This window comes from Microcoleus sp. A003_D6 (genome assembly GCF_036702825.1).
GTDB lineage: Bacteria > Cyanobacteriota > Cyanobacteriia > Cyanobacteriales > Microcoleaceae > Microcoleus.
Map to the genome: position 1 here is coordinate 18,841 of NZ_JAUBWA010000054.1, position 16,230 is coordinate 35,070.

The following is a 16,230-nucleotide window of genomic DNA, read 5'->3' on the forward strand; positions in this document are numbered from 1 at the left end:
AATAGACAATATTATAGCGACGCACCTGACACATCGGGTGATTGAATAGAATAGTTTAGTATTCGTAGGGTGCGTCGGTCGAAAAATATTTTGCATTAAATAGACAATATTATAGCGACGCACCTGACACATCGGGTGATTGAATAGAATAGTTTAGTATTCGTAGGGTGCGTCGGTCGAAAAATATTTTGCATTAAATAGACAATATTATAGCGACGCACCTTACACATCGGGTGATTGAATAGAATAGCAAACTATCAAAATCGGGAAAAATATATGTCTCAATCTATTGTGCCAGCGACCGAAGAAAAACAGCTCGATACTTCGCCCACATTAACCTTTGAAGAATACCGATTTTATAAAGTCGATGACGAGATAAAACATGAACTGCACAGAGGTCAATTAATACCAATAGCAATGCCTACAATTCTACACATAAATATTTGTGATTATTTGGTTTATAAATTGCAGCATCACCTAGCTAAAAACAATCTTGATTTAGTAGTAAAAAGAAATTGGGGAGTCAGAACCGAAGAAAATTCATCCCGCATCCCTGATATAGTTGTTTGCACTAAAAGTCTTTTAGAACAAGTTGCTGCTCGACCCGGAGGGGCCGTCCTTGACTTTGATGAAACGCCTTTATTATTAATAGAAGTAGTTGGCAAAGATCGACGCGCAGATTATATACTTAAACGAGGAGAGTACGAACAAGCTAACGTACCGGAATATTGCATAGTTGACCCGACAGAAAACAGACAGCGGGTGCGAGTTATGGCATTTCCCGAAGGTGATGAGGTTTATTCACAGGTAGATTACTTGCCGGGTGAGGACATCGTATCTGTAGTATTTCCTAATTTGAGATTATCAGTGGATGAAATACTGTGTCCGCCATTGGTGGAAAGGTTAATTAAAGAAGAACAAAGGCGGTTGCAGGAACTTCGACAGTCACCTACAACGGAACGTCAACGGGCCGATCGTGAACATCAACGCGCTGAAAGATTGGCGGCGAAGTTGCGGGAGTTGGGCGTAGATCCTGATTCTGTGTAGGAAATTGAAATCGTGAATAGCCCTTGACGTATCTCAATCATCTAATCGCAAGTCGCGCAGGAAATAAAAGCGATCGCCCTCCGCATCATTTCCCTTTTCTCGCCCTAAGTAACCCGTCAGCGGTGAAGAAAGTTCGACTGTCACTTCATGCAATTGTTTTCGACTTAACAAAGGTTGAGGAGGATTTGAGTAGGCATAGACGCCGTAGAGTTCGCCAAATCTCACATTTTGAGATTGGGTTTTTTCCAAGTAATCTTTCACGAGTTGGACTAAGTGCGATCGCACTTTAATTTCTTGTTCTACTTGCTCAATATATTTAGCAACTTCATCATCAGATTGTCCCGGTTTTAAGTATTCTTTCAGTTTAAACAAGTCCACCGAGTTAGGATAGTTGCTTTGCAGTTTAACCAATTTTTCAAGCGTCTCAGGGTTCATAATTGCCATACCGTGTACTTTTGCGGCATCCATAAGTTGAGTAGTTGGAACGCCAGGGCCAATAATCAACTTAGTTGCTTTTTTGAGCATTTCTGCATCTTTGAGGCGTAAAGTTCCTAAATTCAGCAATTGAACCGCTGTATCATTAGGGATTTTTTTACCGGCTTTGCACTCGCCTACTAAGGGGTAAGGTTTGGAGCATAATAAATCTAAGCCACCAGCACCACCTTTGTGAGCATAATCTATAGTAAATCCCAAAAACTCAAGGCTATCGCGCACTACAATTTCAAAGTCTGTTCCTGCTTGATAGTTGCTTTTGTCTGTATCTAGTTCTTTGGTGCGATTTCCCAAAGCTGCTATAGTCTTTATCCAAGCTAAATCCGGTTTGATTGGTTTTACAGGCTTATCGCTACTCCAACCGAGAAATATTTTGATTTCTGCGTCTAGTTGTTTGGCTTTTGGGTTGGTGGTGGATAAATGCACTAATGCACTTTGCAACTCTTCCAATTCTGGATGTTCAGGAGGCTCTAGTTTTTCCAGTTTTTGACGGCGTTTAGCAAAGATAGACTCGCTCAACACAGGCGTTGAATCAGTCACAGTTAGGGATTTTGGCAAAGATACAAAATTACCGCTGGGATGCACTGGCATTTCCAGCGGCTGAGGCAGCAAATAGACGCGAAGATGAGCTAGAAAAATATAACGTCGTTGCTGGAGAATTTGCTGTAATGCCTCTGTTGTCCAGACTGTCAACTGCGACACAGCCTCTAATGATTCTGGATCGTTTAGTATTTGGCAGAATTCGCACTTAGCCCAAGCTTTTATCAAAATCGTCTCAGAAGTTAACTGAGAAAATGAGGTTTTAGTAATTGGTAAAAAACTCGATCGGTAGTATTGCTCCTGGGGGAGCAAATTACTCGATATATTGGCTGGATATAGGGCAAATGACCTACCAGGCTCGATGAAAATTCGAGGCATGGCTGCAATCACTCGCCCTTCGATTAAGGCTTCCACATCTGGCGCAGGTAACTGCAAAGCCGTATCAACAAAAACAGAATAACTCATCCACTTATTGACCTAATAATTTATCAAGTGCTTCGTCGAGGTTGTTAATTTCCGTTGTATCAGATATGAAGGTACTTTCAGCTATCTCATTTTCATCAACTAACCCATCAGGAATCTGACCCGATGGATCGCTAAGAATTTCACAAATTATATAATTTTCAGTCGCGAGTTTTTTCTGAACAATAAACTCCAGTATTTTCTCTTCGGTTACATCGTACTCTGTGCGAGCTTTGTTGACCAAATAAATGGCTAAGAGAGGCTTGATATCTTCACTTGCAAGCTTGACAAATTCTCCACCTAGTTCTTGAGAAAGAAGTTTATCCAAACACTGTTTTCCTACAGTCTTCGGTTTAACATCTTTAGAACGAACTAAACAACCGCGAGTCATATCAAACTTTTGATACTCAATTAATCGCTTTAATGCGGCACTGACAAACTTTGCCCCAGATTCTTGGACAACTGCTACTACTATCTTGACAGACTTTCCATTTTCTTTGCCTCGAATTCTAAAGTGGAGATAACCTTTGTCTACAGCTTTAGTTTGTACTTTTTCAATCTCCTCAACTTGCATTCGTTCCACAGTCTCCCCTTTGACTGCAAGGAAGGCCAAATATAGAGCCTCGGCTAAAATATTGCTATCGTCAAAATATTTGTCGATTGTTCCCTCAAGTGCATTCAGTTCGTTGTTGAAAGCAAGTTCAACTTGATGGAGTGGATCTGCTGCTGTTGGCGGTGGAGTAGGATCGTTAGGTACTTTCCAATTCTTAGCACACTCTTCTAAAACTTTTCTGACAATTAATTTTTCCTTTCCCAGTTCTCTTAATTCACCTTCCTGAAAAGGATAAACGGGATAAGGTGGAGTTAAACCTTTACTGTCATAAAATTCTTTGAGCCATTGAGAAACTAGAGTCACTACATCATCAGCATTCAAATACTGTAAATCAAAAATCTTTTCACCCATTCTAGCTGTGACTGACTCGGCCTGGGGTAATGCTCTAATTTGAAATTGCCAAGTTTCATCAAACATAGCTGTCATTAAGACACCTCGTTTAATTTTACCGTACAGGTCTTTTACTAAGAGCGCGAGAACTTGCGCCCTGCTGAAACCAGCTTCATTCCGATCTACACTCTCTAACTCATCAAAGCCAATTACTAGAGTTCTGTAATCACCGATTAAGTCTAAAATTTGGCAGACAGTCTGAAATGCTTCACCTTCTTTATCCTCTTCTGTAGAATTTGGTAAACCCATTGCATCAGCTTGTCCCTGTGCCAAGGCTTTTCCAGACAGCCAGTTGGTTGCAAAGCTCACTTTATCTGAAGAAAGTGTCCACAGAATAGCCTGGATCAAATAAGGATTTTCGATGTTTGGCTTAATTTGAAGCACTTTGGCAGTTAAGGTATCAACTAATTTAGGATTTTTAGCTAATGCCCCCGAAAATTGCTTGACTAAATTTTGAGGTATGAGAGTTTTTCCTAATGCCTCATTGATCAAAGCAGTTGCTAATTCTTGCCACTGCATTACGCCTTCGTTACCAATCTGTTTCAGGCTTAAAGACAAAGTGTTTAGAAAGTTAGCGTGGACTCGGTTTAAGTTTCCATAGTCTACGTCGCTCATATAAACAAAGAAAGAACCACCTTCATCGAGAAGGCGGCTGCGAATCCGACTAATTAGGTGGCTTTTTCCTAGACCTTTTTCAGCTTTGATCGTGATGCCACTAACTGTACGATACCCGGCGCGGATTTGCTCTATCGCCTGAAAGATAGCATCAGAGGCATGAGCATTGATAGAAGGAACGTCAGGAAAACTTGGCTTCCAAATATCATTGCTCCTGACTATTAACGATCTGTCAAAAGGGTTTTGACTTGCAATAGCTTTATTGAGGTCGGGGATTGAGGAGTGAAAGTCATTCATCGTTTTGTGTCCGTGTGAAGATAAAGGAGCGAATGCACTACTAACTCAAGTTAATTAGGTTAAACGCTTGACATAGCAGCGCAAACCGTTCACTTTTGTGGTGATAGAATCTTCGATTTTGTCGGGAGCGCTGTCTTCTACACTGCCACCTATAAGCTGAAAAATGTCATTAGCCTGCATTTCCAACAGCCACTCATTGAACTGAGATCGCCCTACCCTTTCCCCGATTTCCCGACGCATCCGATAAATCGGCACTAAATCGTCTAAGTTATAATCCCGGTTCAAGCTGTCATACACATCGATCGCCACAGCCTTAAAATCGTCATAGGATGCGATCGCCCCGACATCCGCCTTCCCCTTCTCAACCCCAACACTCGTCGCACCATCCTGATGCCGAATCCACTTCAACAAAGAATTTCCCAGCCGAGTACCGATTTGAGAACCGTCAAACTCAAACAGAGAATCCTTACTTTTCAAGCCATCCGCTAAAACTTCTTTCCCCTTCGCGCTCAATTCCACCATCGTCACCCGATTTACCCGCGAATACTCGATCGCCCCAGCTTCCTGCAACTCGCCGAGCACACCCTGATATCTCACACTCGTCTCATTAGTACGCACAATCCGCTTAGTCAAATCCCCCTTTTTAACCATCATTTTCCCGCCGCCCAAATCCCACAAATTTAGCAGCACCCGAACTTTCGCCTTCGCATCCCACACCGCTTGCTCTTCGGCTGTCAAAGTCTCAGACACCGCAATTTCATCTTTCTCAGACATATCCATACCTTTAAATACTTGTTCTTAGTATCAAATCTTACCAGGAATCTTGCTGAAAAACATCTCAACTTTTCTGCAAAATGCGGCGCGAGGCTGGGCACAACATAATGCAAATTTCATTTAAAAATAATTGGGATTGACTAAAAAAAATGTAATTTTTTGATAAAATAGCGGATAAAACGAGCGATCGCACTTCAAATTCTCCGCAGCAAATGCGATCGAAACAATCTGAAGCACAGCCCGCTACCCTCTAGCAACCTCAACAAATATAGCGCTCCCAACCTTAGTCAACCACCCGCAACCCAGCTTAACTGCGACTTTAGTTCAATGCCCGATTCTGCCTTTAGAAAGACGAATTCAACTCAGGCATCTTGTTACATTGCAATGGCAATCAAAACATTCAACAACAGTTTACCGATGAAAACTATTCCCGACAAAATTTCAGACATCAAAGAAAAACTTCCCGATCTTACTCCCACCCCTCCCGGTTTAAAAGCTCAAGCATCCAGCCACGACCTCAAAGCCCGTCTAGATTGGGGCGAACCCGGACTCACAATCATCGACGCCCGCGATTTTGAAAGCTCAACCAAAAGTCGCATTACCGGCGCCGAACCGATGCCAATAGACGAATTAGTCGATCGGGCAAAATCCAGCCTAGAACCCGTTCGCGACATCTACATCTACGGCGAAACCGACGAACAAACCGCCGAAGCAGCCAATCTTCTCCGCGCAGCAGGCTTTAGAAAAGTAGCCGAACTAAAAGGCGGAATTCCTGCTTGGAAAGCCATCGACGGCCCCATCGACGGCGCAGCCGAACACGACAATCCCGGCCCCGATGCCTACAACGTTTTCTCACGCTTGGAACACCACGCCAAAGTCCAGAAAATCAACAAATAATGTCAGATTGGCAGCAAGATTCGCCCATAAAATCTGAGCCTAAAGAAACCCGGTATCGCAAAAGTTACCGGGTTTATCAATCATAAATTATACCAAATCCGTCTTAAATTTTCTTAGTCCGCGGAGGCGGACTTCGTTTGTGTAGACGCGGTTTCAACCGCCGAGTCTTATCTCCCATCCAAATATGCCTTAACTTCCCCAAACATGAGGCGGTTTGCATCAAAAGTAATCCGTTTAACAGCTTCCTCAAAAGAAAGCCAAGCAGAATTTTGAACTTCTTCCTCTTGCAAAACAACTTCCATCGAATTGACAAAACCTAAAAAATAAGTGACAGTCTTTTCAATCGGCTCCCCATTTTTAACAAAAGAATAGTGTTCCGTAAAACTCGGCTCATCCAGCATTTGAAAATCAGATATACCTGTTTCCTCCTCAAATTCTCGCCTTGCCGTTTCCGCTGGAGATTCCCCCGGATTCGCGTGACCTTTGGGAAACGCCCAATGTCCGGCTTGATGTTGAATCAACAAAAACAAAGCATCAGCTTCCTTTCCAAAAATCGGCACAATCCCAAAACATTCATCTTTCATTACTCTAATATTTCCTATTAACTATCGTGTTCTTATAGTCCGCGCAGGCGGACTTCGTTTGTGTAGTCGCGAATTTCATTCGCCCGAAACTACAATTCCCACCCCAACCGAGTCGGCTGTTCGTAAACCCGCTTCAAAGTATTAACATCCCTCGCAGAAATAGGCCCAGGATTGCGTACCTGAGAAAAATAAAGCACATCAGTTTCCATCAAACTGTGGCCCCAAATTCCCAAAGCGTGACCCAACTCGTGCCGCGCCGTCGCCGGAACATACTTACCCACTTGATTCGGATTCAAATAAACCGAAAACCGATGAGATAAAGCAGTTTTATCCCCATCCCGACGGGCGTACAACTCATAGGTAGCCTCTCCTGAGCGCGATCGCAAAACCCCTTGACGCAAAGGCGGAGCCCGGCGTAAAATCCTAATATCAGCCACCTCCGAATTATCCACCACTTCCAAAGGCAAATAAACCCCCCATTCCCGGACAACACCCAACACAGCCGCCACCCATTCTTCAGACTTATTAGCATCAACTGGACGCTCAACATAAACCTGAATTGGAAACTTCGACCACAGCAAATGACCGAAATTCGGTGGCTTAACCTGGTCAAAATAATCGCCGCTATCCGTTGAATCTTGCCAATTCGCCAGCGTTGGCGGCAAAGGGTGAACCTGTGGATTGGGCCAACTATTCGCCAGAGGAGGAAGACTCGCCGCCGGAGTATTAACCTGAGTAAAAATTATCAGGCTAAAACAACTTAAAGCCAATCCCAAACCAGCCAGCAATCGAGGTTTTACCGTAACTTTCGACAACCGCATTTTTTAACCGCAGATAGACGAAAATAAACGCAGATGAACTTGATATTATCTGCGTCTATCTGCGTTCATCTGCGGTTAAAAATCCAAATCTTATAACTTAGGGGTCAACCAACCAGCACTCAAAATCACCGTCAAACCCATAAAAACAATAGACAGACCCCAAGTAATCCGGTTCAGACTGGTTTCTGCACTCTTGGCGCTGGTAAACAATTGAGCTTGTCCGCCAATCCCTCCAATGCCATCGCCTTTAGGACTGTGCAGCAACACAAAAATCACAAGTCCGAAAGCAGACAAAGACCAGATAGCTTGTAAAACAGAAACAATATTCATAATCAGCCGTAATTGGTAATTAGTAATCGGTAATCAATCATCTTATCAAATCAGGTCGATCGCGCAATCCAATCGATCGACCGCAATTTATGTAGGGACACAGCACTGCCTTTGTCCCTACTGCTGCGTCCCTGCTACAATCGGACTCGCACCGGAGTGCGATTGGCGCGAACTTCAAAATTAGCGGGTTCAATCATAGAGCGTCCCGTCATCTCCGGGGGCTGAGGCAACCTCAACAGCTCCAGAATCGTCGGCGCAATATCAGCCAAACAACCGTCCGCCCTCAGAGGAACATCCGTTCCGTGAGCTGGAATCTTCAGACCTTCGCCTTCTACCAGAATAAACGGAACCGGGTTAGTAGTGTGAGCCGTCCAGGGATTCCCATCCTCATCGAACATCTGCTCGGCATTTCCGTGGTCAGCAATAATAATTGCCGTTCCCCCAGCTTTGATAATGCCAGCCAACAGCCGCCCCAAACATTTATCTACAGTTTCGATCGCAATTACCGTCGCATCCATCCTCCCCGTATGACCAACCATATCCGGGTTAGCGTAGTTAATCACCACAAACGAATAAATGCCCTTCTCAATAGCCGCCACCGCCCCATCCGTCACCTCAGCGGCCGACATCTCCGGCGCCTCATCGTAAGTCGCCACCATCGGGCTCTGCACCATTTCCCGGTCTTCCCCCTCAAAAGGCTCCTCCAGACCCCCATTAAAAAAATAAGTCACGTGAGCGTACTTTTCAGTTTCCGCCGTCCGCAACTGCCGCAAACCGTGCTTAGAAATCACCTCGCCCAGAATATTGTTCAAATTCTGCGGTTCAAAAGCCACTAACACCGACGACAACTTCGGGTCGTACTGAGTAAAACTCGCAAACGCCAGCGGCTCAATTAACTGCCGTTCAAACCCCTTAAAATCGGGAGATACAAAAGCCTGAGTCAATTCTCTAGCCCTGTCCGGGCGAAAATTAAAGAAAATCATCCCATCCCCGGATGCCACCGCCCCTGGGGAAATGCGAGTCGGATCTGCAAACTCGTCCGTCACTCCTTCTGTATAAGAGGCCTGCAACACATCAACTGCCGATCGACCGTCAGGCGCACCCTCAGTCGTCATCACCTCGTAAGCGCGCTGCACCCGATCCCAGCGCTTGTCCCTGTCCATCGCGTAGTAGCGGCCGCTGATGGTCGCAATCCGACCGACTCCTACCTGTTCGATATAACTTTCAATCTTTCCTAGAGCTTCTACACCCTCTTTCGGAGTAGTATCGCGGCCGTCTGTAATCGCGTGAATGCAAACCTCAGAAATTCCCTGTGCTTTTGCTAATTTCAGCAAACCCAAAATGTGACTCAGATGCGAGTGAACCCCGCCCTCGGAACAAAGACCTGTCAGGTGCAACTTGCCGCCCCGACGGCGCACTTCCTCGCAAAGCTGAACCAGCGCCCGGTTGTTGAGCAAAGAACCGTCTTCGACGGCATCCGAGATCCGCACCAACTCTTGAGGAACCACGCGGCCCGCGCCCAGATTCAAGTGACCAACCTCGGAGTTGCCCATTTGCCCGTCAGGAAGCCCTACTGCCCGGCCCGATGTTTTAATCAGAGTTCTGGGGTAAGCGGCCCAGAGACTGTCCATCACTGGTGTTTTCGCAGCGGCGATCGCATTTCCGTCTTTTTCTTCACGATAACCCCAGCCGTCTAGAATAATCAGCACTACAGGAGATACAGACGCTTGTGCCATGCGAATACCTTATTTATTTACAATAATTAATTTCTCGATCGTCATGATTTCCGATTTTGCGGAACATCTTCCGCTAATCAGTTTACAGATTTTCTACGATCCGGCCCCAAAAAGCCAACCAAAATTTCCTCAGCCACAGCATTTTGGGAACTAATTTCGACCTGCTTTGCTTGTTTAATTGATTGCCTTGCCTTCGACTGTGAATCCACAGTCGCAGACTGTTACCGATCTCACCAACAGCGGCCGTGCTTTTGCGGCCGGATTTCACGGATAGTTTAACCGTCGGTCGGTGGCTCTTGAAACACTAAGAACAATACCACACTTGGTTGCGTTTTGCTACTGCCTCAAGAAATAAATTTAAGAGCCTTGACTCGGCTGCGAATAACTTTATGGGAGTTGAGCAAAAATCGGTTTTTTAGTCGGCTCACTTTCAGCAGACATAAAATTATACAACATCTTTTTTAATTTTGACATCGTAATTGCCAAAGAAATCGCGACCGAACAGACCAATTTCCATTTGTTTCGCGATCGCCACTTCGACATTTTGGATGGCAGCACCCTCTCCCGATCGCCCGATCGCCCGATCGGCCCCTGCTGGAAAACTTGGCAATTTTCAAGCGATCGCATAACATCGAACACAGATAAACTTAAAACGGCAACAGGCTGTAATTGTAGAGCCTTGTTGGATATCTTGAAATTAAGCATTTGGGGGCGATCGGCAATGTACAAACTTTTATATTTTGCGACTATAGGACTACTAGCTTTCTCGATCGGAGGCTGCGGTGGCGACGAGGCCAGCAACACAGCCAGCCCCAGCCCCACGGCAGCCTCTCCATCTCCGGCAGCCTCTGCCAGCCCCACCCCAGGAACTCAGACTTTCCAGTCTCCAATAGTAGCCGCCCAGCCTCCCGGGTTAATTCGATCGACCAACCCAGACGAACGAGCCAGACAGGCTCAAACAGGCATCGGCGACAACAAGAACAGGAATCCCACGCTGAGTCTGCCGCCGATCCCGCAAGGCCCCTTGACAGCCAATCCTTCTCAGGCAGACCCCTTTGGGCCGCTGCCGCCGATCGCAGTTCAAATCCCTCCGGGAGCTGCCGGAGTCGCAGCAGGGCCGATGACAGCCAATCCGTTGCCCAAACTGCCACCGCGACTGGTTGCCGCAATCCCTAAACTGCCAGAACTATCCCGCCCAGTCCAAATTGGAGGAACTAAGCTCAAAGGCCCAGCCGCTCCCCAAATCAATCTCAGCCCGACAGCCAGAGGCCTTGTCAGCGAATTCAGGACGCTTCAGGCTCTGCTAGATGACACCACAAAATACTCTGAGTACCGAACGGATCTGAGCGAATTGGCTGTTACTAACGAAGAAAGACGAGAGTTACTCCTAACTAACCGGCCATTTTACCGAAGAATAGAAAAGGCCGTGGATGAATATGTGACAGCCTCTAACTTGTGGAACCTTTACGGAGAAAAATCGCCTCCTGATGCTCTCCGGTGTTCCATAGTGCCCGAAATTGCCGAGGCAATTGAGGTATATCGACCGCCGACAGTAAGAAGGGGGGAACTTTCCTGCGTGACGCGAATAAATTTGCTGCAAGCAGTTTGGCGGCAGGGTAAGAATAGACTTGATGCAGCCCTTCGCGATCAAGACTATAACGCGCGAACAATCGCAAAAGCACCTTTGCTGCCAGTTCTATCCGAAACTCCGACAAATCCTGAGCCAGCAGGCGAGAGGGCCCTGGGTCGGGAAGTAGCCTCGTTGCCACAAATACCAGGGTTCAGCCCCCCGCCAGTAGGGCGCCGCCCAGCGGGATCTCCGCTAATAGCAGCGGGCCCCGGAGATCCTTCTCTGCCGGGAGGCGAAGGCGCGCAAGTTGGCTCCCCGCGCCAAGTTCCGGGACTCAATGCCCCTCAATTGGGCAGTCGCGGCGGACAGCCTGGTTTTCCAGGAGGCGAAGGCGCGCAAATTGGCTCGCCGCGCCAAGTTCCGGGGCTAAATACGCCTCAATTGGGCAGCCGTCCAACTTCAACAACAACTACCGGTACGAATCCCCGCCGTCCAGCAACCTCGCGCCCGCCCCAGCCAATTGCGGCTAGACCCCTAGGAGTGCCGAATCTGCCGCCACTGCCAGTAGACAAGCGCCCGCCCCAGTGGGTAGACCCAAATCCCCCGCCGGTACAGCAGGTGCCGACAGTTCCTCCACCGCCTTCTACCGACCTAGCTACAGGCACTGAAGTCAGCGGGGTGGTAAAAGTTGGTAACGAGACCCAAGTGATTGTCAGAGTACCGAATGAACCAACAAGTCGATATGTCAAAGTAGGACAGCGACTGTCTAACGGGCAAGTGTTGGTGAAGCGGGTTGATGTCAAGCCTGGAGCAGATCCGATCGTGATTCTGGAGGAAAACGGGGTTGAGGTAGCCAAAGCAGTTGGCGAAAAACCCGCAAGTCGCCAACAACAACCCGCCAATGCAGTTATTAGCCGTCTGTCAAATACTAATAGCTCAGCGCGACGCTGAAAATTGACATTAAAGCATGAAAAATGCTAAAGGCAAAAACTCGAATTTTTGCCTTTTTGCATTTAGGGCAGATATCTGACCTGAAGGTAAAATTAGTAGAGGGATTAAAAAATAGACGACTTTTCAGCGAGTATTAGCTTTTAGAAAATCCCTATTAGTAATTGAAGTTAAAGGAGATCGATCGTGCTCGGTTCAATTCAAAAATTAGGGATGGTGATATTAGTTGCTTCTTGTATCGGAAGCGCCACTAATCTCTTGAATCCCCAGCCATCAATGGCTCAACCAACGCCACAGCCAAAACCAGAAGAAGGCAAACGCCCTCCCGTCTGCCAAGGCAACCCTCCTACTGGGAGAGTGAAATGTAATTATGAAGGGGCCGACAACTACGAGGGAGACTTCGTTAACGGCCTGCCCGATGGCAGGGGGGTATATGTATACGGTAACGGCGATCGCTACGAAGGACAGTTTCGGAATGGAGTGCCAAATGGCAGAGGGACATTCATTTTTAAGGATGATGCCCGCTACACAGGCGTTTTCCAAGACGGCACGATGAGGTCTGGGACGGTCGTTTTTGCCAACGGCGAGCGCTACGTTGGAGAGTTCGCCGTTGTCATCAACGTGACGACTAATGTCATTAGCAGCCAACCCGCAGGGCGGGGTCAATTTTTTTACTCGAACGGCGATCGCTACGAAGGACAATTCTTTGCCGGCGCGCCCTTTGGCCCGGGGGTATTGGTGCGCGCAGACGGCACTCGCTGTTCCGGCAGGTTTTTTAATAGTGAACTTGACGCTAGTGTCTCCTGCACTTTCCCTAACGGTACGCGCTATGAAGGAGAATTGCGAAAGGGACTGCCTCACGGTGTCGGGACGATGATCGATGCCAGTGGCAGGCGCTTTCCGGGGGTATTTCGCAACGGCAAGTTCGGAGTTTCGTAAAGGATAAATTGAGGTTTTCAGGCAACTTTTGACCAGAAATCGGACAAAAGACAAATGACGAAGGAAAATAATATCCAGAAGCGCGTAGGAGAGACTTAGTTAATGATTTCCCGTTTTAAAACCAGTGGAATTGCTGTATTAGTTGCATCAGTGTTGGGAATTGGTAGTTACGCGACTTATCCGTTGCCCTCAATGGCGCAAGGAACAGGAGCTAAAACCGGTCGCTGCGTCCCAGCTATCGCTACAGGTAGGGTCAGGTGCGATTACGATGATGGCGATAGCTACATCGGACAGTTCGTTAACGGTTTGCCCAGCGGTACGGGGGTATACATATACTCCGGTGGCGATCGCTATGAGGGGCAGTTCCGTCTCGGCCAGCCAAACGGTCGAGGACAATTTATATTTAAGGACGACGCCCGCGTTGAGGGCATATTCCGAGATGGCAAAATCAGCTCCGGGACAGCTATTTTTACTAATGGCGATCGCTATATAGGGCCGTTTTCTCTGGATTGGAAAGTGGGTACGCCGACTGGACAGGGGCAATTCATTTTTGCTAACGGCGATCGCTTTGTAGGTCAATTTTTGGGGGGCAAACCTTTAGGTGCGGGAGTGTTCACTCGCGCTGACGGTACCCGGTGTTCGGGACAGTTCTTTAATCAAGAACTCGATGCTAGGGGTAGCTGCGCGTTCTCCAACGGTATCCGCTATCAGGGAGAGTTCCGCCAGGGATTGCCTCACGGCAAAGGCACAATTATCGATACCAGAGGCCGGCGTTTTCCGGGAGTGTTCCGCGACGGCCAGCGGCTCGATCGATAAACTGGGAATAAGTGCGATCGGTTAGCAAGCGAGCAACGGCTAAACAAACAGAATACCCACCTCCCCGACTTATTTAAGAAGTCGGGGATCTCACAGAGAAGCGTCGATCCTAAATATTATCAGGATCGACTCCTAACTCTCGCAACTTCGCCGCCAATCTTTCAGCCCGTTGTTCAAGTTCCTGCAACTGAGCTTTTTCTTCTTTAATCAACCCTTCAACTAATGGCGGACACAGTATTTCATTGACTGATAATGTGAGATTGGGAAATACTACAGATACCATTTCTTGCCCCGCCCTAAAATCAGTCTGGGTATAGATGTCTTCACCTTCAGGAAAGGCTAAAATTCGCACCAATTCCTTGTTAGGTGTAGGGTCAACAATTACATATTCAGGTACGTTAGCTAGTTCGTACTCAGCTCGTTTAATCACATAATCGGCGCGCCGATTTTGACTCACTACCTCTATGACTAACAGGGGCTTTTCCTCAAAATCGAGGATACCAGAACCTGGTCTAGCTGCCGCTTGTTCCAAAAGACTTTGAGTGCAAACAACTACATCAGGAATGCGGGATTTATCTTCTTCTGTCCTCACTCCCAAACTGGTTTTTGCTACTAATTCAAGATTGTGTTCAGCTAGATAACGCTGCAACTTATAAACTAAATATTCGCAAATTTTGATGTGTAAAACTGTTGCTGTTGGTATCGGAATTAATTTGCCTTTGTACAGTTCATATTGTAAATCGGAATCAGTTTGATAAAATCGGTATTCTTCAAAAGTTAATGTGGGTGAATTATCAACTTGCTTCTCTTCAACCACTGGCAGTACAGATTGAGACATATCTTTTCACCGATGTCGATATAATTCTATTATATTCCAATACGCTTGGGTTAAGCTCGATCCCCCCTAGCCCCCCTTAAAAAGGGGAGTAGGGGGTGGGACAAGAACTTACTCAAAGTCCCCCAACAATCAGGGGGATTTAGGGGGATATCCGAGGAATAAATAGTTTTAACCCAAGCGTATTGTATTGTATTATATTCAATCTGCCTCAATATGCGTGCATCTGCGACTAAAAGTCCAAACTATAGTGAAATATTGTAAAATTAACATTGCGATCGCCCTGACAACTAGACCTCACCCTTCATTACACCATCCGAGTTTCTATGTCAATCAAAAAAATTCTTTCCATTGCGCTGTTAATTTTCATCCCCATTTCCATCGCCGCTGAGTATTTGCACTGGGGTTCCCTCGCAGTTTTCATCACATCCGCTTTAGGCATTATACCTCTGGCGATTTGGTTGAGCACAGCAACAGAAGAAGTGGCGATCGTCACAGGCCCCTCCATAGGCGGCTTATTAAATGCAGTCTTCGGCAATGCTACAGAATTAATTATTGCCATAGTTGCCCTGAAAGCCGGTTTAATTGACATTGTGAAAGCCAGCATAACCGGCACAATTATCAGCAACTTGCTCTTAGTCATGGGATTTTCCATGCTGTTAGGAGGAATCCGCTACAAAGAACAAGAATTTAAACCAATTATCGCGCGGGTGAACGGTTCCACAATGACTCTAGCAGTGATTGCAATTCTGCTGCCGACAATGGTAATTTACACCTCCAATGGCGTCGAACCCGCAGCCATTCAGAATCTTTCTTTAATAACTGCGATCGTCCTAATTGCAGTTTACGCTCTAACTCTGCTATTTTCATTAAAAACTCACAGCTATCTTTACGAAGTCGGCTTACTCGAACTAGAGTCAGAAAATCCTGAAAACACCGATGAATCTACAGCCCACAAACCGAATTTGTGGCTGTGGATAGGAGTGCTAGTTGCCTCAACTGTTGCCGTTGCTTTTGAATCAGAAATTTTCGTCGGGGTTGTCGAAGAAACTACCAAAGGATTGGGATTGACGCCGCTGTTTACAGGGGTAATTCTGTTGCCGATTGTTGGCGGCGCGGCAGAATATGTAACTGCGGTGGGAGTTGCGATGAAAAACAATATGGATTTGTCAGTTTCTGTCGCGATGGGTTCTAGTTTGCTAGTTGCTTTGCTGGTAGCGCCGGTGTTGGTGATTATCGGATTGGTGATTCATCAGCCGATGGATTTAAACTTTAATCCGTTTGAAGTAGTTGCAGTTGCCATCGCAGTGACAATTGCCAATCTAATCAGTCTCGACGGCCGCTCTAATTGGCTGGAAGGAGTGCTGCTTTTAGCAACATATATCGTGTTAGCAGCAGCATTTTACTTTCATCCCATTACTTGAAGCATTCTTCAGAACAGGCAAGATGCCTGTTCCACAAAAACTGAATTTTATTAACTGGTTCCCAAGAAGAGTCTGGTAACGAGTAACACCCGTAAAGTGC

15 protein-coding genes are annotated in these 16,230 nt (G+C 46.5%); 6 read left to right on the forward strand and 9 right to left on the reverse strand.

The annotated features are described in order from the left end of the window. Nucleotides 1-276 precede the first annotated feature (276 nt). The gene (locus QUB70_RS16435; RefSeq protein WP_332981936.1) at nucleotides 277-1,047 is read left to right on the forward strand and encodes a Uma2 family endonuclease; all 771 of its coding nucleotides are present in this window, start codon (nucleotides 277-279) and stop codon (nucleotides 1,045-1,047) included. Between the two features lie 33 nt (nucleotides 1,048-1,080). On the opposite strand, the gene QUB70_RS16440 is transcribed toward QUB70_RS16435, so the two are convergent. The 3 genes from QUB70_RS16440 to QUB70_RS16450 all read right to left on the reverse strand — a co-directional run bounded on the left by QUB70_RS16440 (nucleotide 1,081) and on the right by QUB70_RS16450 (nucleotide 5,230). Beyond that, a complete protein-coding gene (locus tag QUB70_RS16440) occupies nucleotides 1,081-2,544 on the reverse strand; it encodes a DUF1802 family protein (protein WP_332981937.1) in 1,464 nt (487 codons plus the stop codon). A gap of 4 nt (nucleotides 2,545-2,548) precedes the next feature. Then, a complete protein-coding gene (locus tag QUB70_RS16445) occupies nucleotides 2,549-4,063 on the reverse strand; it encodes a hypothetical protein (protein WP_332981938.1) in 1,515 nt (504 codons plus the stop codon). A gap of 447 nt (nucleotides 4,064-4,510) precedes the next feature. Continuing rightward, nucleotides 4,511-5,230 (reverse strand): hypothetical protein, encoded by a 720-nt coding sequence (locus tag QUB70_RS16450; RefSeq protein ID WP_332981939.1) that lies wholly within the window; start codon nucleotides 5,228-5,230, stop codon nucleotides 4,511-4,513. A 327-nt stretch (nucleotides 5,231-5,557) separates the two neighbouring features. On the opposite strand from QUB70_RS16450, the gene QUB70_RS16455 reads away from it, so the two are divergent. Next, nucleotides 5,558-6,127 (forward strand): rhodanese-like domain-containing protein, encoded by a 570-nt coding sequence (locus tag QUB70_RS16455; protein WP_332981940.1) that lies wholly within the window; start codon nucleotides 5,558-5,560, stop codon nucleotides 6,125-6,127. Between the two features lie 167 nt (nucleotides 6,128-6,294). Here QUB70_RS16455 and QUB70_RS16460 read toward each other — a convergent pair whose 3' ends face one another. The 5 genes from QUB70_RS16460 to QUB70_RS16480 form a co-directional block, all read right to left on the reverse strand. Then, a complete protein-coding gene (locus QUB70_RS16460) occupies nucleotides 6,295-6,711 on the reverse strand; it encodes a bis(5'-nucleosyl)-tetraphosphatase (protein ID WP_332981941.1) in 417 nt (138 codons plus the stop codon). A gap of 89 nt (nucleotides 6,712-6,800) precedes the next feature. Beyond that, nucleotides 6,801-7,532, reverse strand: coding sequence for a peptidase (locus tag QUB70_RS16465; RefSeq protein ID WP_332981942.1), 732 nt, complete (start codon nucleotides 7,530-7,532; stop codon nucleotides 6,801-6,803). Nucleotides 7,533-7,622: 90 nt separating this feature from the next. Continuing rightward, entirely contained in the window at nucleotides 7,623-7,862 is a 240-nt protein-coding gene (gene secG / locus QUB70_RS16470; protein ID WP_332981944.1) for a preprotein translocase subunit SecG, read from the reverse strand. Nucleotides 7,863-7,996: 134 nt separating this feature from the next. Then, nucleotides 7,997-9,598, reverse strand: a complete 1,602-nt coding sequence (gene gpmI / locus QUB70_RS16475) for a 2,3-bisphosphoglycerate-independent phosphoglycerate mutase (protein ID WP_332981946.1) — start codon at nucleotides 9,596-9,598, stop codon at nucleotides 7,997-7,999. 445 nt (nucleotides 9,599-10,043) lie between these two features. Continuing rightward, entirely contained in the window at nucleotides 10,044-10,208 is a 165-nt protein-coding gene (locus QUB70_RS16480; protein ID WP_332981947.1) for a hypothetical protein, read from the reverse strand. A 111-nt stretch (nucleotides 10,209-10,319) separates the two neighbouring features. Between QUB70_RS16480 and QUB70_RS16485 the strand changes: the two genes are divergently transcribed. The 3 genes from QUB70_RS16485 to QUB70_RS16495 all read left to right on the forward strand — a co-directional run bounded on the left by QUB70_RS16485 (nucleotide 10,320) and on the right by QUB70_RS16495 (nucleotide 13,871). Beyond that, entirely contained in the window at nucleotides 10,320-12,119 is a 1,800-nt protein-coding gene (locus QUB70_RS16485) for a hypothetical protein (RefSeq protein ID WP_332981948.1), read from the forward strand. Nucleotides 12,120-12,302: 183 nt separating this feature from the next. Then, nucleotides 12,303-13,055: an MORN repeat-containing protein gene (locus QUB70_RS16490; protein WP_332981949.1), complete on the forward strand. Its 753-nt coding sequence runs from the start codon at nucleotides 12,303-12,305 to the stop codon at nucleotides 13,053-13,055. A gap of 102 nt (nucleotides 13,056-13,157) precedes the next feature. Next, nucleotides 13,158-13,871, forward strand: a complete 714-nt coding sequence (locus tag QUB70_RS16495; protein ID WP_332981950.1) for an MORN repeat-containing protein — start codon at nucleotides 13,158-13,160, stop codon at nucleotides 13,869-13,871. Between the two features lie 109 nt (nucleotides 13,872-13,980). Here QUB70_RS16495 and QUB70_RS16500 read toward each other — a convergent pair whose 3' ends face one another. Next, nucleotides 13,981-14,709, reverse strand: a complete 729-nt coding sequence (locus tag QUB70_RS16500) for a Uma2 family endonuclease (protein ID WP_332981952.1) — start codon at nucleotides 14,707-14,709, stop codon at nucleotides 13,981-13,983. 323 nt (nucleotides 14,710-15,032) lie between these two features. Here QUB70_RS16500 and cax point away from each other — a divergent pair, with 323 nt between their 5' ends. Beyond that, on the forward strand, nucleotides 15,033-16,130 hold the full coding sequence (gene cax, locus QUB70_RS16505; RefSeq protein ID WP_332981953.1) for a calcium/proton exchanger: 1,098 nt from the start codon (nucleotides 15,033-15,035) through the stop codon (nucleotides 16,128-16,130). Nucleotides 16,131-16,230: the final 100 nt, after the last annotated feature.